Origin of the sequence: Chitinophaga varians (assembly GCF_012641275.1) — a bacterium.
GTDB lineage: Bacteria > Bacteroidota > Bacteroidia > Chitinophagales > Chitinophagaceae > Chitinophaga > Chitinophaga varians_A.
In genome coordinates, this window is sequence record NZ_JABAIA010000002.1 from 17,158 (window position 1) to 37,804 (window position 20,647).

At 50.0% G+C, this 20,647-nt stretch carries 10 protein-coding genes; 5 read left to right on the forward strand and 5 right to left on the reverse strand.

Going from position 1 to position 20,647, the window contains the following annotated elements; translation table 11 throughout:
- Positions 1-5: 5 nt before the first annotated feature.
- The 5 genes from HGH92_RS14675 to HGH92_RS14695 form a co-directional block, all read right to left on the reverse strand.
- Positions 6-1,427 (reverse strand): tetratricopeptide repeat protein, encoded by a 1,422-nt coding sequence (locus HGH92_RS14675; RefSeq protein WP_168871566.1) that lies wholly within the window; start codon positions 1,425-1,427, stop codon positions 6-8.
- An 11-nt stretch (positions 1,428-1,438) separates the two neighbouring features.
- Positions 1,439-4,576 (reverse strand): TonB-dependent receptor domain-containing protein, encoded by a 3,138-nt coding sequence (locus HGH92_RS14680; protein WP_211092646.1) that lies wholly within the window; start codon positions 4,574-4,576, stop codon positions 1,439-1,441.
- A gap of 167 nt (positions 4,577-4,743) precedes the next feature.
- Positions 4,744-5,697, reverse strand: coding sequence for a FecR family protein (locus HGH92_RS14685; protein WP_168871568.1), 954 nt, complete (start codon positions 5,695-5,697; stop codon positions 4,744-4,746).
- Positions 5,698-5,744: 47 nt separating this feature from the next.
- Positions 5,745-6,362, reverse strand: coding sequence for an RNA polymerase sigma factor (locus HGH92_RS14690; protein ID WP_168871569.1), 618 nt, complete (start codon positions 6,360-6,362; stop codon positions 5,745-5,747).
- 96 nt (positions 6,363-6,458) lie between these two features.
- Positions 6,459-10,892 carry a WGR domain-containing protein gene (locus HGH92_RS14695; RefSeq protein ID WP_168871570.1) on the reverse strand — a complete coding sequence of 1,478 codons (4,434 nt, stop codon included), beginning with the start codon at positions 10,890-10,892 and terminating at the stop codon, positions 6,459-6,461.
- 436 nt (positions 10,893-11,328) lie between these two features.
- On the opposite strand from HGH92_RS14695, the gene HGH92_RS14700 reads away from it, so the two are divergent.
- The 5 genes from HGH92_RS14700 to HGH92_RS14720 all read left to right on the forward strand — a co-directional run bounded on the left by HGH92_RS14700 (position 11,329) and on the right by HGH92_RS14720 (position 20,600).
- Positions 11,329-11,907: a hypothetical protein gene (locus HGH92_RS14700; protein ID WP_168871571.1), complete on the forward strand. Its 579-nt coding sequence runs from the start codon at positions 11,329-11,331 to the stop codon at positions 11,905-11,907.
- Between the two features lie 383 nt (positions 11,908-12,290).
- Positions 12,291-14,906: a zinc-dependent metalloprotease gene (locus tag HGH92_RS14705; RefSeq protein WP_168871572.1), complete on the forward strand. Its 2,616-nt coding sequence runs from the start codon at positions 12,291-12,293 to the stop codon at positions 14,904-14,906.
- Between the two features lie 51 nt (positions 14,907-14,957).
- Positions 14,958-18,311, forward strand: a complete 3,354-nt coding sequence (locus HGH92_RS14710) for a SusC/RagA family TonB-linked outer membrane protein (protein ID WP_168871573.1) — start codon at positions 14,958-14,960, stop codon at positions 18,309-18,311.
- Positions 18,312-18,322: 11 nt separating this feature from the next.
- A complete protein-coding gene (locus tag HGH92_RS14715; RefSeq protein ID WP_168871574.1) occupies positions 18,323-19,657 on the forward strand; it encodes a RagB/SusD family nutrient uptake outer membrane protein in 1,335 nt (444 codons plus the stop codon).
- A gap of 76 nt (positions 19,658-19,733) precedes the next feature.
- The gene (locus tag HGH92_RS14720) at positions 19,734-20,600 is read left to right on the forward strand and encodes an AraC family transcriptional regulator (RefSeq protein ID WP_168871575.1); all 867 of its coding nucleotides are present in this window, start codon (positions 19,734-19,736) and stop codon (positions 20,598-20,600) included.
- Positions 20,601-20,647: the final 47 nt, after the last annotated feature.

Sequence of the window (20,647 nt, forward strand, 5' to 3'; positions counted from 1 at the left end):
AATCTTTAGTTGGTGAACGGGAAAATTTCTTTTGCGTGTTTGTTTTTCACCAGCACGGCATTCATGTCGTATTTCATAGTTACCACGCCATTGGTTTTATCGTAGGTGAAATCATCCATGCCCCGGCTCAGCGGGATAAAGGAGGGGATCTGTGCTTTCAGGTGTTCCGGTTTCACGTTCGGGTTGTTGAGCTGTTCTGTTTGGGAAACAGGGAATTTAATGCCCAGGTCTGTCATCCGTCTGCCTTCTGCCATGAATATTTCCTGGCGCAGGCGGTAGAGGATGTATAACAACTGGTCTTCTGTGACGGCGGCATCGAGATCATTATTGGTGACCAGCGTGCCGGACACTGTATATACTTTAACGTTACCAGCCTGACGGTCCAGCACATAATTGCTGCGCAGGGTGTCGTTGGCGTCAAATTTTACTTTTACGGCTTTCAGCGGATAATCAGTGCGGTTGCCACCGTTGCGGGTTTCTTTTTTATCATCTACCATGACAGAAGGACGGTTGGCCACCAGCTGCAACAGCTGTTTCAGCACGTTACGGCCTTCGGTGAGGTTACCACCGGCTATCTGTGTTTCTGCGATGATCAGCCAACCTTCTTCCGCTTTGGCAATGGTGACGGGCTTCTGGTCGTTGGCAGCCAGACCGGTATGGAAATATTTAGGGTCCAGGAAATCCAGTCGCGGCAGCGGCGCAAACTCGTTGTTGGTGGAAGAGAAAAGATAGGTCTGCATGTCATTGGGAACGTTGTTCACGCCGTCATATTTTACCTGGCGAAGCAACGTGCCGTTATTGTTGGTAGCTGCGGCAGCGAATTTAGCGGCGTTGGCGGCATCTCCGAGGGCGTAGTAGGCGCGGGCTTTGAGCAGCGTATAAGCGGCTGTTTCCGCGGCATTTTTACTCAGGGCAATAGCCTGGTCCAGCTGACGGATAGCTTGTTGCAGGTGCTCTGCGGGAGTAAGCACCGCACCGCCGGCACTGCCGGGGAGGCCTATAAACAATTCTCCGCTGAGGATATGTGCAAAGGCGCTGCTGAAATATACTTCTGCGGAATCTGCGGCGGTAGCGGCAGGATCGGCGGGCAATACTTTGTTAAGGCCGTATTCAGACATTTCCCGCAGGCGCTGTACCTGTATCTGCAGGTTGTTGACATCCAGATCGTAATAATCGATCTGAGGGATATCAAAAACTTTACTGCTCAACGTGCGGTTGTTGTAATAGTTGTCAGATACCAGTTCAGTGGAAACCACCACCTGGTTCATCGTCAGCGCCAGCTGCCGGCGAAGGCCGGTCACCCAGCTGGAAGCGGCATTGGGGTTCTCCAGAAATACCGGCTCGGTGACATTTGGATTTAATACGGAACAGCTGTCCATAGCAAGCATACCTGCAAAGAGGGCAGCGGTGATATATCTTTTTTTCATGATTGACAGGTTTAGAAGTTTAAACGTAAAGTGCCTAAGAACTGCCGCGGCGCGGAATAGGTGGCATAGGAGATACCGCCGGTGGTGGCGCCTCCCTGGCCCTGCGCACTGCCGCTGATGGTAGCTTCCGGATCAAAAGAGGAAGCAGCGAAATTCAGCGGGTTCACAGCAGAGAAGCTGACAGTGGCATTTTTGATCACTTTGTTGAACAGCGCCGGTTTCCAGCTGTAGCTGCAACCTATCAGCCTGATCTTCAGGTAGTCTGTTTTTTCGGTAAACATATTCGTGAAGTTCAGCCAGTTGGTACGCTTGTTTTTATCGATCTCTCCCTGTGGAATACCTTCGTTGCCGGCGCCATAGTTAAACCGGAACTGACGGTCGAAAGAGTTGGCATAAGCCCCTTTCTGATAATCACCGTTGACGAAGAAATTGAATTGTTTGTAACGCAGGTTCAGCCCCAGGCTGCCGAAGAGGTCCGGAATGGTGGTGCCCAGGTTCTGCTGCGCGGTAGTGCTCTGTAATACGCCGTCAGGGCCAAACACGCCGTAGTTGCCACGCAGGAAACCGATAGGGTATCCTTCCTGTACAACGGTCTGAATGGTACGGGCGCTGAAGCCGTTGATGTTAAAAGGCGCTACGCCGCCGGCACTTTCTACATTATTATACATGGTGTTGGCAGAGGCATTCAGCCGGAGGGTGAAATCTTTGGTATCTACCGGGATGGCGGTAACGCTCAGCTCCCAGCCACGGTTCAGTATCTTACCGACATTGTACAACTGCGACAGTGACTGGCCGGTGGACGGTGTTGGTGGCACATAAAAGAGCGCGTCGTTGGTCACGGCGTTATAATAACCGGCAGATATCAACAGACGGTCTTTCAGGAAACCTAAGTCTATGCCTGCTTCCAGCGTCTGTGTCTTTTCAGGTTTCAGGTTGTCGTTGCCCGGCTGACCGAAAAATGCTGCCTGGTCATTGTTATAACCCTGGAAGGCTATCGTTCTTTCATTGGCGAAAGCTGTTGGCAGATTACCGGCTATACCGAAACCGCCGCGTACTTTGGCGGAAGACAATACCTGCTCAAAACTGGCAAACCAGGGCTCTGCACTGGGAACATAAGAGAAACCTACTTTGGGATAATACTGTATGCCGATGTTACGGCCGAAGGCAGGATTACCGTCGCCACGCAGGCCGAGGTCGAGGAACAGTTTGTTTTTGAACCCGATGTTTTCCTGTACATAGATGCCATAGTTCACTACTTCCAGGTAGTATTCATCGCTGGTTTTAGAGGCTGCGTCTTTGATGTTTCTGGCGCCATCGCGGATATTGCTGCCATTGTAGGCGATCTGCTGGTCTTCGTTGCGGAAGAACTGAGTACCCACAGTGGTAACGAAAGAAAACTGATCTGTTTTCCACTCATGCTGTCCGTTCAGCTCCAGCGTGATGCCCAGGTATTTGCGGTCGTTGTTGGTAATGCTGCCCTGGTCTTTTACCGGATTGCCGGTGGTGAAAGAAAGGTATTTGTTGGTGGTGATGACCTGGTTTTTCTGTACGCGGTAATCGATACCACCGGTAGCTTTAAATACCAGGTTTTTCAGCGGACGGTATTTAAAAGATTGTGAAGTCTGGAAGCGGTTAACAGTGATGTCATTGTCCTGCAGCCGCTCTGCTTCGCGGACATAATCTTTCATCCTTTGAAATTCCGTGTCGGAGAGGTTATCGATGTCCGGGTTGAATTTAGGGCCGGTGATAGCGGAGGCGCCGCTTTCGGTAAACCATAACCCCGTATAGCCGCCCTGGTTACCATTGCGGTTACGTTTGTATTTATTGTTGACGTAGGTAAATGAGCTCTCGTAAGTCACCTTTTCTCCGAGGCCGGCGCGGAAACCGGTGCTGAAGTCGATTTTACGGTTGCTGTTCTGATCGAATATCTCGGTGCCTTGTGAGTTAAGGTAATTTCCGGAGAAGCTATAGCCGAATTTATCCTGACCGCCATTGAGGCCGATATGATGTTTCTGGAAGAAACCATTCTGCATCAGCAGTTCTTTGGTGCGTTTAAAGTGAAGGAAGTCGGCGGTGGGTGTTTCAATGCCCATCTGTGTTTCAGCGTTCACCGAAACATTGCCGGCGCCGCCTTTTTTGGTGAAGATCTGGATCACGCCGTTGGCTGCATCGGAACCGTAGAGGGTAGTGGCAGCGCCGCCATTGATATATTCTATCTTCTCAATATTTTCCATCGGGATATCGGCGATGGCGCTGATTGCGGCGCCTTGCGCGCTACCGCCGCCCAGGGCCGATGCGGTATTGAGGTTGTCCATACGCACCCCGTCCACATAGATGATGGGAGTGGAGTTCACGAAAGCGGAGTTAACGCCCCTGGCGCGTATAATGGAAGTGGCGCCCGCCTGGCCGCCGGTAAGTTTGATCTGTGCATTGGGCAAACGTGACTGCAGCAACTGGTCGATACGGGCGGCAGGAACATCTTCAATGTCCCGTGCGCCGATGCTGACAACGTTGGACGATAATCTGCGGCGCGCGATGTCTACACCCTGTCCTGTCACCACCACTTCATCGAGGCCGAGCCTGTCTTCTTCCAGCTGAATGTTCAGGCCTGTGGCATTTTCCCTCTTCAGCACAATTTCTTTCTTCTTAAAACCCACGAAGTAAACAGACAGTGTCACTTCTTCTTTGCCAGCCGGAAATCCCAGTGAAAAGTGGCCGTTGACATCTGTTTGTGTACCGGAGGAGCTGCCTTTGATACTGATGCTGACACCGGGTAAAGGCTCATGGGTTTTACCGTCAGTAATGCGGCCGCTGATTTTTACGGCCTGTTGCTGGCCGCCGGGCTGTATCAGCAGGTACTTGTCGTTCACCTGTACGATGTTCACGGGGAAGGAACTTAGCAGTTCCCTTAACACTACCGCCACGGTTTTGCCGTTGGCCGTATAGTTGACCTTACTTTCAGCAGGGATGGCACTGATATCATATCCGATGGTGAGCGATGATTGTTTTTCAATCATCTGCAATACCTTTTTCATCGGTAGTTCTTTGGCCTGGATGTCCACCCTGATCTTTTCCATCGACTGACCTTCTATATGCGCGGCAGAGGCCATAGAAGTGGAAAGGAATGCGAAAAAGAGTGCTAGTCTCATTTTTAAGGAAAAAAGAGTTTTGACCGGCTTGACGCAACCGGCGTAAAATTTTCTCATTTTTGTAATGTTTTTAATGTGAGTCGTTAAAAATGCTGTGCCTTTCAACAGGCACAGGGACTAAAACCGGGGTGTTGGTAGCACTTCCGGTTTTTTTTGTTGATTACTGATTAGTGCGCATAAGTTTTACTGTAAATAATGATTTGTTCATTTTCATGTTTATAGGTAATACCGGTAAGACCTGTCAATACATCGAGGATGTTATGAATGTCTTCCCGCCGGAAGCGGATGTTGTAATGAGCGGTGTCCGCAGGTGTTGCATGTAGTTGTATACGGACGGGGTATTGTCGTTGCAGTTCTGCCACCATGGCCTTTAGCGTGTACCCGTTGAAGTCCAGCATCGCATGTTGCCATTGGCCTATCAGCGTGGTATCTTCATGGCCTTTTACCGCGAGGCCGTTCCCGTTGTTGTATTGCAGCGTTTCACTACCCTCCAGGATATAATTGTCGCGGGCTGTAGCCACCTGTACTTTACCGCTGGCAACGGCCACTTTGGTGTTTTCTTCGCCGGGCCGGGAGCGGATATTAAAAGACGTGCCCAGCACGGTGGTGGTCAGTTGTCCGTGTTGCACCCTGAAAGGACGTGCGGCGTTGGGATGTACCACAAAGAAAGCTTCGCCGTCCAGGATGACCGTTCTGTTATGTTGGCCGAAATGTGCGCTGAGCTGTAGCGTACTGCCTGCGTTGAGCGTAACGAGGCTGCTGTCCGGCAGTACGACCTGCCTGGTAGTGCCAACGCCTGTTTGCACCATTACAGGACGTGCCGGCTGGTAGCGGGCATACAGCCATCCGCCTAAACCTGCCACCAGTGCTGCAGTGGCGGCATACCGGAGCCATTTGCGGCGATAGAGCGGCGTCACAGGCGCCGTTTGACGGGTGATGTGGTGCAATATTGATTGTTGCAGTATCGCCCGCTCTTCGGGAGATAAAGGCGACTGGGCAGGGCTATGGAGTGTACTGTACCAGTACTCCACCTGCTCCTTCTCTTTGGGAGAAGCATTGCCCTGCAGGTATTTTTTCAGTAGCGCTTTTGCGCTGTCCTGATGTTGTTGCGGATGGTCCATACAAAGAGAGAATCTCTCCGGAGGGCGACTGGTACCGCAAAACTATGTTACGGAATTATTAAGTTGTTATAAGAGGGAATAGCTGCCAGTAAAAGTATAGTGCTGAGGTAATGTTCATTTTCGTGCAGGCGCGTGCGTAGAATACGCAGTGCCAGTGTAATATTATTCTTGACGGTTTGTTCAGAAAGCGACATTTTCTGTGCGATGTCTTTCATACTGAGGTTGCCTTCCCGGCTAAGCAGGTAGGGCGTTTTGAGGCGCTCCGGCAGCTGTTCCACTTCCTGCCGGAGATGATGCTCCAGCTCTTTCAGGTACAGCCGGGCTTCGGAATTGTTTTCCATTTGACTGTCAGCCGCAGCTTCCAGTAACATATCGTTGTAAATAGTAACCCCTGGCCTGGAAAAGTAATCAATGACAGCATAGCGGGCAGCCTGGTAAAGATAGGCGGTAAGTCGCCCGTTTTCGCCTGCGTACAGGTGTGCGCGGTTGTTCCAGCAGCTGACAAAAATATCCTGTACAATATCCTGGGCATCCGCTCCTTGTCTGATACGCGATTTCGTATAGGTATAAATCTCCTCCCAGTAGCGATTCACAAAAGTGGTGAAAGCTATGTGATTCCCCTGCTGAATCAGTAATAACAACCGATGGTCCGTTAGCTTTTCCATATCCGGTAGCAAACTTAGACAGCAGATGTGAACTGAATATTAAGAATGGCTTTTAGTATACACTAAAAGCCATTCAATAATATTTTTTGATAATATCTATTTTATTTTCTCCATGAAGTCTTCACTGAGAAATCCTTTTTCCTGCAGCTTCATTTTATCAATTTTTTCCATGCCTTTCTGAAAATCTTTCTGGTAGGCCGGATCAAACTGCATGGCTTTGTGCCAAAGCAATACCTGCGTTTCATAGAAGGGGTTCAACGTGCTTTTGTCTTCAATCGGAGAGATTGTCTTCATGGTGGTTTTAATATGCTGAAGGCCTTCCTTCACCTGTTGCAGGTCTTGCGCGGTTTCATAGCAACGGTATGCCAGGCTGTTGTGCGCATTGCGTAAGGCGGAGCGAACAGGCGTATATTCTTCCAGGTAATCCCAGAGCGACAGTTTACCCAGTTCAGCGATGATTTTGCGGCATATGTCCAGCGACGCTTCCCGTTGGCCGGCTTCATAAAGCGCGTAACGCTGATGGTCCCACACCTGCGACCATAGCCACATTTCGGTGCATTGTGCGTCCTGTAGCTGCTTTTCGGCCTGTGACAGCAGGTCCAGCGCCAGCAGATAGTTATTGCTTTCAATCAACAGGCTGGCTTCGCGCATATGGTGGCCGAAGTCATCGCGACTGAAATCATATACGTCACCAACAGGTGGCAGCTGGAAACTGTCATAGGGGAATGTCAGCCAGTATTCTTTTTCGATCTTCCGGGTTTTGGCGGTGTCCTGTGCCTGGCGCCAATATTCGGCGGCCTGTTTACTGTCGCCTTCCAGGTGATAGCTCCATCCGGTATAATATAATGCCTGGTGGATATAATGGTCGCGTACTTCCGCTGATTTCTCCACTGCCAGCAGTCGTGTGCGGGCATCGGCATAATGTTGTTGGTAAATCAGGCCCAGGCCCAGGTTGACCAGTATCATATCTTCATAAAGGCGCGCTTTATGTTTCTGCAGCAGGGTGCTGAACACAGCTGCATAATGCTCATAAGGGACAAACTTAAGATAGGAGCTGTTGTTCAGGACCACCTGTAGGCAGCGCTGCTCCGTACGTTGTGCCAGTGGCATAAAGCGGATCGTTTCCGCATCACGTCCCAGTGCCAGGCTGCATACTTTTTCCGTACGCATGGCCAGCGGCACATATTCGAGCGCCGATCCGTAGTCCTGGGAGCAGGCTGTTTCACACATTTCCTGCGTCACAAACTGTTTGGGCACGAACTGAAAATCGTAGGAGTTGCGTTTAACCGCGATGTCGCAGATTTTCTGTGTGAGATATTGCGGCGGCACGCCGTAGATCCTTTCGCTGGAATTTGTCTCGTGGGCCGTGAGGGCGCCGATGATGAAGTCTTCGTCCCAGAAACAGGCCCATACCTTACCGAAAGTATCATAATCGAATTCTTCCGGCTTCTCAAAAACAATGTTGGTCCGTGATTCCCATCCATACTGTTTTACTTTTTCCTTGAAGTCAGGGTGGTCGCCGAGATGTTTTTTAATGTACTGGTAACTTTGCTGGTTGATCGCTTCCTGACGGATGTGCAGGAAGATGTCCATGCCATGTTTCATGATCAGCCGGCCTACCGTTTGAACATCGTGACGGGAACCATAGCGCCAGCGCTGCCGATCAAACTGCTCCACGATAAAAGGCCATTCCGGCTGTTGTCCGTATTTGGCAGTGGCATAGTCGTATACGGCTTTATCTACATATTGCGCCGGTATCCGCTCTATTACATGAATGCCCAGGTCAATTGCCTGTTGAATATACGCGCTGGTATAATATTTCGATGGAAGTACTTTGCCGGATGAGTTGCCCAGCACGCCGCCGGCTATCAGCGCAATGTTCATGCGTTCATCCTGGAAGACGGCCGGTACCGATGCATAATTGTATTGATTGTTGCTGACGGCGAGGAAACAAAGGTCATAGGTCCTTTTCTCTTCAGGCACATAGGAAAGATCAATCCCATGTGGATGCGCTTTAAATATGTCGTCTGTGAGCAGTGCCGGGGGAATGTACTGGTAATGGCAGGCCTCTTCCCGGCTAACGGCCAGCAGTACTATTTCCGGCGTGATAAGTTCTGTATTGAACTGCTGGAGGATGCCGCCATCTACATCATATTCACCCAGATGCTGGTGTTGCATCAGGGCCAGCAGCATGCTGCCACTGCGGTATTCCTTTGGTATGGTGGCAATTTTACCGGAAAGCCAATAGGAGGGGAACTGCCCGGTTTTTTTGTACAGGTCAGGGCCATATTGTTGTAGCGTATCTGCAAAAAACTGGTCCCAGTAGGCCTGGTCTTTTACGGCTGCCGTGGGTTTATGTGTGTCCCAGTTGACAGTAACCGGTTTCCCATAGATGTAGGAAAGGTCCGTGTGTTCTGTGTAAGGACGGGCCTTCTGGTTATTGTCATAGGCAGCCCGGTAATACGTGTCAGCCTGTTGTTGATCTCCCTGAAGGTGATATATTAAACCCAGTAACCAGTTGTTGGTAAAAATACTTTTGATGGCGATGGACCTTTCAAGATAATCTTTTGCTTTGTCCAGCTGTTGCTGATGTATAAGGGCTTCCGCTATGATCCTTAAACAGAAGTGTGCGGAAGGGAATTTTTGTACAGCCATTTCCGCCCATTGCAGGGCTTTGTCGTAGGCTCCGGTTATCACCGCGCAGAAGGCAGCTTCCTGCATGCAGGTAAATTCGTAGGCCACTTTTTCCGGGGTGTACGGAATACCTTTGGCGTAGCGTTCCATCGCCTGCGTATATGCTTTCTGGTTATAGAGCACGTTGCCGGCCTGGTAGTAGGCCCAATAGTAGCCAGGAGATACGGCAATGGCTTCTTTGAAACATTGATAGGCGGCGGCGAAATCATCCTGACCTTTCAGGCTGATTCCCTGACGGACCAGCTGAATGCCTTTGAGCGTAACGCCCTCCTGTAATACAGGTTGTTTGTCCCGCAGGGCTTCATACATCCGTTGATAATAGAACCCCATGTTATCGTGCCAGCTTTCACTGATAGAGCCGTAGAACTCCGGCCGGAAGGCATAGGCGTATTCATGCCAGGTCAGCAGCGCATTATGGGTATTATAAGCGGAAAGGTCGTCTTCATTGTACATCGCCGTAACCAGCGTTTGCGGCGCAAAGTCGAAACAATGGAGGTTATAAAACCAGGAGAAGAAATAAGGGGCGTTTATTTTCCGGTGTGGCATGGTGTGGACCACCTCATCATCCTGGCCGAGGGCGGCGGCCATGTAGCGTACGTTTTCAGCACCGCCCGTTTTCTGGAACGAGTCCAGGTTAAGGAAGTCGATGGTGCTGTTGCCTGTCACATAGTAAGCGGTGGATGATGGCACCTGTCCACGGATGGTCATATTGCCTTTTACCACAATCAGGCCAAGGTATCCGTTGGGTAATCTCAGGTCGCCGTCTATGACCAGGTCGCCATCACAGAAATAGATGGAAGAACTGTCCTCGAAGTATTCGTGTTCCGTTTCGTAATTCTCGGTGACCCAGTTGATATCGGCCGGGTCGTAGTCGTCATTGTCCCAATAGTCAAACAGCATCGTGGTACCCAGCCTGTCCAGTACCTCCTTATAGGAGAGCTGTTCCAGCCGGTGTTGGGCAAGGAATGCACGGGTTTCCGCGTCTTCATCTTTTTCCTCTTCGTCCTCTTCGTCCTTTTCTTCCGTTTCAACGGCCGCTTTATTCTCAGGCAGCTGAAAGAAGGCTTTCTGCTCCACCAGCGGTGCAAAGGCTGCGGCGAGTATGTCATCGTCCACTTCTGTGAAAGAGGGTTCGATATATACACGGTTTACCTCTCCCAGCGGATCAACGAAGAAGAACCATTTTTTTTCGTCGTCCATGATCATGCCCAGCATCCAGCAGTGGGACAGGAGTACTTGTTCCTGTACGAGCCAATCGCTCTGATGGCCGTAAAATCTCAGGAAAGTCTCCAGCATGTTGTATAGCGTGGTGGCATTTTCAGCGGTATCGTTATAAGCGTATATGGCACAAAGGAACTCATCTTTTTCAAAGAGAAAATATCCTTTTCTTCGCCAGAAATTTGTAAATGCCGGCGGAAAAAGGAGACCGGAAGCGATTTCCATGGCCCGGATATTTTCTTCGGACGCGGGATGCAGCGCCTGCACATTTTCCGGCCATGCTGTTTCCACATGGTTGGCCATTGCCAGGATATCATCATAGAGGAAGTCCGGCATGGTTAAGCCGCTTTGTTGCGTTTTTTCTGCTACAGGGCCGGAGGTATGTTCTTCTGCCGGTACCGGTCCTTTTTCTTCCACCGGCTGATACCCTTTTTTCGTTTTTTCTGAGATGAGTTTATCAGCGGCTTTCAGGCATTCGGCTTCTGTAGCGAAAGTTTTGACCTGTGTCTGGCCTTGTGTGCCGGCTTTCCCAAAGGTAACGGTGAGCTCGGGCCCATTGATGTCAATGTCCCAGAACTTGTGGGATTTTTCGTCCTGGTAAATAAATTTCTTTTTCATGCAATGTTTTCATTTCTCTGTTGTGGCAGTTCCCGGGCCGCAACTTTCGGAAGGGGCTGGGGTGCTGAACTATAGGTGTCGGGTTGACAACGAAGCTAAGATAATATAAACATGCACAGAAATGTATCCGGGCAGCAAACAAAAAAAAGGTCTGCTCTACAGATCTTTTTCCGGAAGGGGACGGCCATTATTTTTTAACATAGGCCCTGAAAGATCAACCCTGGAGAAATCATATTCCAGCCTGACGGGTTTCTCGAACCGGGCGCCTTCGGGCCCGATAGTTTTGCTGACAGGTAAACCAATGAGAAGCCCCGGTTCCCTTTCCGATAACATCCGCAAAATTAAAATGTCCGGATTGCCGGGAAAGTCGCATATTTATGCTATAAAATTGTAAAATCATATAACCCTGCCCGTGAGGTATTAAAATCACCATATCATGAACTGTTTTCCCCTTTTCTCCAGAATTTTGATGGCCGCCTTCCTGTTGACCGCTACAGTGTCTTTCCAGCAGCCAGCCTCTTTAAAAGCCTTTATCCCCAAAGGATATGAGATTTTAGACACGGCCACCGGTGACCTTAACCGTGATGCTTTGCCCGATATGATCATGGTGCTCCGTAAAAAAGGAGAGGATTCCACTTCTGACGTGGTGGAACATCCGGAGAAACGGCCGTTGCTGATACTGCTCGGTCAGCAGGACCATTCCTACAAGCTGGCCGCCCGTAATGACAACGTGGTGTATTGTGTGGACTGTGGCGGGATGATGGGCGATCCTTTCCAGGGAGTGACCATCAAAAACGGTTATTTCTCTGTGGAACATTATGGCGGCAGTGCCTGGAGATGGACAAGGATCATCACTTTCCGGTATTCTCCCGATGACAAAAACTGGTACCTGCATAAAGATGGGGGCGACAGTTTTCATGCCTCGCAACCTGACAGTGTGACCACCAAAGTGCGTACTGCCAAAGATTTTGGAAAGGTGCCGTTTGTGAAATATGATATCTACAAAGAGAACTAGTGTAACGTTATCCCCCTCCTATAAACTTTAAAAAAATGTTATGAACGGCGATGCCCGTCCGGTCTCGATTTCCTGCCGTTTTATTGGGCGGGCGTTAAAAGTTGTTTAGTAAAAAACGGTTTCAAGCATACTTTTCGATAATTTTGCGCCCTCAAGGTTAAAAAAATGTTAACCTGGAAACCATTTTGCTTGTAAAGAGATTGCCTGTGCCCAATGAGAAAAATTAGCACCCAATACTTGTAGCAAGTCTGTTATTCGTCCTTTGTAGCCCGGCCCTCGCTGGGCGTTGCTGTGGCATTCCATCACCTCAGTTGTACCTGTGGCAGCGGGCCGGATTGTTGTTCCCTGAAGTATTGTCTGTACAATCTTAACAACTCCTATCTATGCACGCTAACTACAGGAAACTGTTATGGCTACTGCCATGCGTAGCCCTCTTTACATCCGTTGATGTAATGGCGCAATCGAAAAAGAAACGTAGCTGGCTTTTCGGCAGGAAAACACCTGTCGTTGTTGCCGATACGACCGCCAAAAAGAAACCCGATACCAAAGGACTGAAACCTTACAAGGAAGTAATTACTGCCGATGCTGTCACTGTCGACGGGCTTTTTAAGGTTCACCGGGTGAAGACAGACTATTACTTTGAAATCCCCCTGAAACTGGCCGGCCGGCAGATACTGGTGGTAAACAAACTGTCCAAAGTACCGGAGCAGCTGAATGAAGCGGGTGTCAACAAAGGAATGAACTATGCCAATATGGTCATCGCTTTTGAAAGAGATACCCTGCTGAATAAAATTTTCCTGCGCAAGCAGAACCCTTTCCTGGAAGTACCTGCCAGCAACGCTATTGCACAGTCGGTGGCCGATAACTTCATCCCGTCACTGATCGATCAGTTTAAGATAGAAGCATATAATAAAGACACCACCGCTTTTGTGGTGAATGTCTCCAAACTGTTTGATGGCTCCAACAGCAGCATCAACAACGTTTTTGAGTCACTGGGCCTGCCGGGTTCCCCTATTAAGGACCTGTCCCGCATTCGTGGCATCAAATCTTTTCAGGACAATATCGTGGCCAAATCGGAGCTGACCGCCAAAATCACCGGCGTGGAAATATCCATTGAAACCACTACCAACCTGGTACTGCTCAGCGAAGAGCCCATGAAGGCCCGTTTCGCCGACAGAAGAGTAGGCCTGTTTACCACGCCCCGCTGGTATTTCAGCGATGCACAGCATAAGCTGGAACAAAGAGAGCTGATCACCCGCTGGAGACTGGAGCCGAAACCGGAAGACATGCAGCGGTACCTGAACGGTGAACTGGTAGAGCCAAAGAAACCGATCGTATATTATATCGATGCCAGCACGCCTGCCCAGTGGCGTCCCTATATCAAAGCCGGTATTGAAGACTGGCAGAAAGCTTTTGAAGCGGCCGGTTTCAAAAACGCTATTATCGCGAAAGATGCGCCGGTGAATGATCCTGACTTTGACGGGGATGACGCCCGCTACTCTGTAGTGACCTACGCCGCTTCAGCCAAAGCCAATGCCATGGGCCCTTCCGTCATAGATCCCCGCTCCGGAGAAATCCTTGAATCGGACATCATCTGGTGGCACAATGTGATGAGCACCCTGCATTCCTGGATTCGTATCCAGACAGGCGCCATCGATCCGCGTGCCCGTGGCAACCACTTCAGTGATTCGCTGATGGGCCACGCTATCCGCTTTGTGTCCAGCCATGAAGTAGGGCATACTTTGGGCCTGCAACATAATATGGGCAGCTCTTTCGCCTTTGACGTGGACTCGCTGCGTTCTCCGGGATTTACTTCCCGCATGGGCGGTACGGCGCCGTCTATCATGGACTACGCCCGTTTTAACTATGTAGCGCAGCCCGGTGATAACGTGACGCAGATCACGCCCGCCATCGGCGTATACGATAAATTCGCCATCGGATGGGCTTACCGTTATACCGGTAAAAATCCCCACGAAGAACTGCCGGAACTGAACAAACAGTTACGCGCACACGAAAACGATCCGCTTTATGCTTTCGGCGAACAACAGGATATCCGCGATGCCATTGATCCCCGCGCACAAATAGAAGATCTCGGCAACGACGCGGTGAAAGCCAGCCGCTATGGCTTGCAGAACCTGAAACGTATTGTACCGCAAATCCTCAGCTGGACCCGCGAAGAGGGCCACACCTACGATGAAGCCGGTAAAATGCTTAACAGCGCTATCGGCCAGTGGAACCAATACGGCTACCACGTAATGGCCAATGTAGGCGGTATATATGTTACACCGACTGTTTTCGGTCAGCAGCAGAACAGCTACGTGCACGTGCCCAAAAAGAAACAGCAGGAAGCTGTTAAATACCTGCTGGAAGAAGTGTTTAACACACCGGCATGGCTGTTTAAAAATGAGATCTACGCTAAAAGTTATCCGATCAAGGAGAGCCCTATCGGAAATATGGAGTATGGCGCCCTCGTATATGCGAAAGGGTTACAGTCCTACTTCTTCTATGACCTGCTGCGCGATGAACGCCTGTCCCGTATGATGGAGAACGAAGCGGCCAACGGCTCCGCAGCTTACACCGTGTCTGACCTGATGCATGATATGCATAACGGCATGTTCGCCAAAACCATCAAAGGCCAGCCGCTGGACATCTTCGAGCGTAACAGCCAGAAAGGCTTCGTGGACGCGCTGATCGTGAGCATCGATAAATCTGTTGCCCGTCCGGACGCGAAGAAGTTACAGGAAGAATTTGCGCCGGCGGACCTGCATAATTTCTGCTCTTTTGCCTTGCAGCCGCAGCAAAAAGAGACAGAACGTGCCTCCCGTAACCTGCAGTATTTCTCTATTCATCGTGTATCTGATGCCGTTAGTGCCAAGCGGGGAGAGATGGTGCGTCTGCTGCAACTGCTCAATAGCCGCAAAAACAGCAGCGACCGCGCTACTGCCGATCACTACAATGACCTGATCATCCGTATACAACAAGCGCTTAACAACAAATAATAAATCAATTATCAACCTGTACATCTGTCAACAATGAAGAAAAATCAGATTTTGGCAAAAGTCTTTTGCCTGCTGCTGGCAGCTTGTCTTTCCCCTTTCCTGGCACAGGCGCAGAGCGCCCCGCGCGTTATTAAGGGTAAAGTCACGGATGCCACTTCCGGCGAGGCTTTGCCGGGGGTGTCCGTATATGCCGGCAATAGAACCATCGGTACCGCTACCGGTACGGAGAATGTGATCGAGAACATCAGCATCGGTGCTATCACCGATGAGAAAGGCGAATTTTCCCTGAAGCTGCCGGACTCCCTGTCTGTAAAGCAGCTGACCATCGGTTATATGGGCTACGAGACCAGACTGCTGACCCTTACCGCCAGCAACCAATATAAAGTGGGCCTGTCTTCCAGCGGTAAAAACCTGAACGAGTTTGTATTTACCGGTTACCAGACCATTAAGAAGAATAAATCCACCGGTGCTATCGACAAGATCAGCATGGACAAAGTGGAAGTGGCCGGTGTAATGAGCGTAGAACAGATGCTGCAAGGCCAGCTCTCCGGTGTGGCTATCACGCCGCAGTCCGGCGCGCCCGGACAGGCGGCCAAAATCCGTATCCGCGGTACTTCTTCTCTTCAGGGCACACAAGACCCGCTGTGGGTGATCGATGGACTGCCTATTGAAGGCACCAACCTGCCTACCGCTGATGACGCCAAATCTATCGATCAGCTGTATACCACTGCTATCGCCGGTTACAGCCCTTCCGATATCGAGAGCATCACCGTGCTGAAAGATGCGGCGGCTACTGCCATCTACGGCGCCCGCGCTGCCAACGGCGTGATCGTGATCACCACTAAGTCCGGTAAGAAAAGCGAGCGGATGACCGTTAACTACCGCAACAACTTTACGTTCACGCAAAAGCCTGACCTGGGCCGTCTCAACCTGTTGAACAGCGACCAGAAGGTAAGCCTGGAACTTGATCTGTTCAAATCAGACTTCACCTATAATGCGAACAACGGTAGTGTGTCCAAGATCCTCAATAAATACAATGTAACACCCGAAGATCTTGCCACTAAAGGCTTTGATGGCATCAGCCCTGCCGCCCGCAACGAGATCAATGCGCTGAGAAGCATTCATACCAACTGGAACGATCTGATCTTCCGCAGCGCTTTCACACAGGAACACAGTGTAAGCGTTTCCGGTGGTGGTGATAAATCCACTTATTATTTCAGTGGAGGGTATTATGACGAAAAAGGCGCTACCATCGGTACCGGTGCTAACCGTTATAACATCACGCTGAAAACAGATTACGATATTACCGACAAACTGAAATTCTCTGCCGGTATCTTCGCAAACCAGCGTACACAAACATCTTTCTATGCCAACCGTGCCGGTAATACCAGTCCGGTGCAATATTCCCGTCTGGCTAATCCTTATACACCGGTATATGACGCCAATGGCAATTATGTGTATGACCGGAACATTGGCGGCGATAAGAATGTGATTGATTTCAATATACTGGAGGAACGCAAGAATACCAGCAATACCCTGAAAACGCAGTCTGTAAACACCAACTTCAAACTGGACTATGAAGTGATTCCCCGTCTGCATATCAGTTCCCAGCTGGGTATCCAGTCAGATATCACCACCGGTGAGCAGATCGCTTTGGAGAATACTTACCTGATGCGTTTGCTGGCAGACCAGAACATGCGTTTTGATCCAGCCACCGGCACGCAGAAAACCATCCTGCCCAAAGGGGGTGTTATTACCAACACCAATCAGAACATGCAGCAGTATACGCTCAAAACCATGGCGGAATACAGCTTTAATGTGAATAAAAACCATGATTTTAACTTCATGGTGGGCAACGAGGTGAGAAGGGTAAAAGATAAATACCAGACTACCACAGGCTATGGTTTTGATCCTAAGACACTGACCACTATCCCGATCAAGTTCCAGAATGACAATGATGCCAAAGACCTGTATACTAACAGGAACACCTATGTGGAAAACGCTTTTGTGTCTTTCTTTGGTACTGGTAGCTATACGTTAAACAACCGCTATACGCTGGGTGGTAGCATCCGTTTCGATGGTTCTGACCTGTTTGGCGTAGACCCGAAATACAAATACCTGCCGCTGTGGTCCGTGAGTGGTTTATGGCGTGTGATGGAAGAACCTTTTATGCGTAATGTACGTTTCCTCAATACCCTGAATGTGCGTGCATCCTATGGCTTGCAGGGGAACGTGGACAAAAACACCTCTCCCTTCGTGATGGGACTTTATCGCAATGTCCCCATCCTGCCCGGAGACCCTGTGCAGGTCATCGGGGTGGATGCTCCGCCAAATGCTAAGCTCCGCTGGGAAAAAACCATCAACAAAAACATCGGTATTGACCTCAGTTTCCTGAAAAACCGGATCAGCATTACAGCAGATTACTATGATCGTCATGGTAAAGACCTGATTAACATGTATGCGCTGGCACTGGAAACCGGCTATCAGAATATGGCGGTTAACTGGGCCGAGATGCGCAACAGCGGTGTGGAAGTAAGTGTAAGCACGCGTAACATGGTCCGTAAGAATTTCCGTTGGACCACCGACTTCAATTTCTCCTATAACAAAAATACCGTGCTGCGTGAAACGCTGGCGGACAACTCCTATTTCCCTTCCAGGGAAGGTCATCCTACCGGGACCATCTGGGGTATTGACTATGCGGGCCTCAATGAGCATGGCATGATCATGGTGAACCACGATGGTAAAACAATGTCTTTGTCGGAGCTGTTGAAGCTGGGAGATGATTTTGCCGGCGATCCGGACCTGGGCGGCCTGTTCCCGTATTCCGGCCTGACCAATGACCAGCAACGTGCGCTGCTGCGTAACATGGGCAACAGCGATCCGTTGTACACCGGTGGCCTGAACAACAATTTCACCTACAAGCAGTTTGATCTGTCTGTCGGGTTACTGTTTAACCTGGGGCAGAAAGTGAAGATACAGCCGCAATATAATCCGTTCTATTTCGATCGTGGCGCAAATACTACCACCGCTATCCTCGACCGCTGGACGCCTTCCAACCCGAACGGGCAATATCCCGGCCTGTTTGGCAGTGGCGCACAGACACCTGAAGATGTAAGGCTGTTGGGCAACTGGCTGAAAGATAAGTACTACCAGTATGCAAGCCTGGGAATGTTTATTCGCGATGCAGGTTATGTGCGTGTTCGTAACATCACGCTGGGCTACCGTCTGACAGAAAATGTATGCAACCGCATCCATCTGAAGGGGTTGAAGGTGACCGGCGAAGTGCGCAACCCATTTGTATTTGGTGCTAACTATGACGGCTATATGGACCCCGAAACCATGGGCAACATCTATGCACAGCCCATTCCAAAGACATTCACCATTGGTCTGAACGCCACTTTCTAAAACTGTAACACATGCGTAAAGTAATATATACCACCGGATTGATCGCTGCATTGGCAGCTTTCTCCTCCTGTAAAAAATACCTGGACATTGTGCCGGTAGGGAAAGTAGTTCCCACTACGGTAGAAGACTTCCGTAAAGAACTGGATGCCGCGTATATTCTCGCCCTGGGGGATAAAGGTCTGGCTTCTTATCGTTCTGATGAATTAAAGATCAACGAAACCCGTTCCGGCGACGTAAACCAGGTGAAGCCGAACTTTTTCTGGGAAGAAAATGAGGGAGTAAACATCGCTACCTATAACTGGAGAGATTTTTATCGACAGATATTCTATGCCAACCACCTCATTGACGCAGTAGGCGGTGCTACAGAAGGTACACAGGCGCAGATCAACCAGTTGGCAGGTGAAGCTTATCTGATAAGGGCTTATGCTCACTTTAACCTCGCCAATCTCTTTGGTAAGCCTTATAACGAGGCTACAGCCGGCACTGACAAAGCTGTCCCGGTCATTACAAAGATTGACCTGCAGAAAGCCACCCCGCGTAATACCGTCAAAGAAACCTTTGACCAGGTGATTGCGGATGTGGAAGCGGGGCTTGCTTTGGTGAACGTAGACCAGTTCGAAACTGCATCATCCTATCGTTTCTCCAAACTCTCCGGATTGGCATTGGCCGCGCGGGTATACCTCTACACCCATCAGTGGGATAAATCCCTGACTGCCGCGAAAGCACTGCTGGAAAAGAAACCTACCCTGGCTGACTTCAATAAGAGCAACAACCTGCCTACGCTGTATAATTCTGTAGAATCCATTCAGGCGTTTGAACAGAACTACAATGCTGTTACCATCCAAACTGCGCTGGTGTCAGACAAGCTGTATGCGATGTATGACCAGGCCGGCGACCTGCGTCCGAAAGTATTCTACGGCAAAGACGCCAAACAAAACAATACTGTTATAAAGGTAACGAACAGCAATAGCTTCCGGCAGTCTTTCCGCGTGGCGGAAATATACCTGATCGCAGCAGAAGCCGCTGCTCAGCTGAACCAGCCAGACCAGGCCCGCAACTATCTGAATGAACTGAAGAAAAACCGCCTCACACCGGCGTTTTATCAGGTAGAAGTTGCCCGTCTCGCTGCCCTCACCGGCGCTGACCTGTTAAAAGAAATACAGGACGAGCGTTTCCGCGAGCTGGCCTTCGAAGGGCACCGCTGGTTTGACCTGCGGAGGACCACACAGCCGCAGATTGTACACACTTTAAAAGGCAGAACGGTAACCCTGCAGGCAGGTGATCCGCGGTACACCATTAAAATACCTACCGATGCTATTGCCAACAACCCGCTGTTGACAGAGTAACGGTGAAAGTTATACAAACCAGAGAGAATGCCCCCGGTATGTGCCGGGGGCATTTTTATGTATATTTGTAGACATCATGTTTCACCGCTTTCCTCCCATATCCGCTCCTGTTGCCGACCCGTCTTTCCTGACCAGTAACGGCGAAATCTTCGCCAAACTGAAGCAGGAAACCGAAGCCGGCAAGCGCACTGTTTTTGTGACAGAACATACCCTCATCTTTGTTACCAAAGGAGTGAAGCTGCTGCACCTGCCAAACGAAACGGTCGAAGCCGGTCCGAATACCGTGATATTGCTGAAGAAGGGCATTTACGTTATGGCGGAATACATAGAAGAAGGGCTGAACTTTGAAGCACTGATGTTGTTTCTGCCGGTGAAGCTTTTAAAGAGTATTGCTACCGAGCCTTTTTTTCATAGCAGTAAAACACCTTCCACGACACCATATACCGTTTTTAACGGCAACGAGCTGGTGCAGGCTTTCAAAGCCCATCTGCGCCTGTACTTCGATAAACCGGTATTATATACCAGCCAGCTGCTGGCATTAAAACAAAGAGAAATATTATTACTGCTGATGAACGGAGTACATCAGCGGGAGGTGGTGGACTTTATCACTGCTGCGCTCAGTACCGAACCTGCTGACCTGGACGAGGTGATGCGTACGTACCTGTTGCAGCCTGTCACCCTGGAAGACCTGGCCAGCCTCACCAACCGCAGCCTGGCTACTTTTAAGCGCGATTTCCGGCGCATATACCATATGCCGCCCCGGCAATGGATCAACGGGCAGCGGTTGCAACACGCACGGATGCTGTTGGAGAATACCCGCCTGCCGGTAGGAGAAATCGCCGGAGACTGCGGCTACGACAGTACTTCCCATTTTATCCGCATCTTTAAAAAGAAATTCGGACATACCCCGCAGGCTATACGAGCCGAAATGACGATTGATTGAGCCGTCCGGACTATCCGCCGGCTGATGCCTTCCATAATTTTGTGTTA

Excerpts from the sequence above, each read along its gene's own strand:
- HGH92_RS14675 (WP_168871566.1), bottom strand. The coding sequence starts at position 1,427 with ATGAAAAAAAGATATATCACCGCTGCCCTCTTTGCAGGTATGCTTGCT.
- HGH92_RS14680 (WP_211092646.1), bottom strand. The coding sequence starts at position 4,576 with ATGAGACTAGCACTCTTTTTCGCATTCCTTTCCACTTCTATGGCCTCT.
- HGH92_RS14685 (WP_168871568.1), bottom strand. The coding sequence starts at position 5,697 with ATGGACCATCCGCAACAACATCAGGACAGCGCAAAAGCGCTACTGAAA.
- HGH92_RS14690 (WP_168871569.1), bottom strand. The coding sequence starts at position 6,362 with ATGGAAAAGCTAACGGACCATCGGTTGTTATTACTGATTCAGCAGGGG.
- HGH92_RS14695 (WP_168871570.1), bottom strand. The coding sequence starts at position 10,892 with ATGAAAAAGAAATTTATTTACCAGGACGAAAAATCCCACAAGTTCTGG.
- HGH92_RS14700 (WP_168871571.1), top strand. The coding sequence starts at position 11,329 with ATGAACTGTTTTCCCCTTTTCTCCAGAATTTTGATGGCCGCCTTCCTG.
- HGH92_RS14705 (WP_168871572.1), top strand. The coding sequence starts at position 12,291 with ATGCACGCTAACTACAGGAAACTGTTATGGCTACTGCCATGCGTAGCC.
- HGH92_RS14715 (WP_168871574.1), top strand. The coding sequence starts at position 18,323 with ATGCGTAAAGTAATATATACCACCGGATTGATCGCTGCATTGGCAGCT.
- HGH92_RS14720 (WP_168871575.1), top strand. The coding sequence starts at position 19,734 with ATGTTTCACCGCTTTCCTCCCATATCCGCTCCTGTTGCCGACCCGTCT.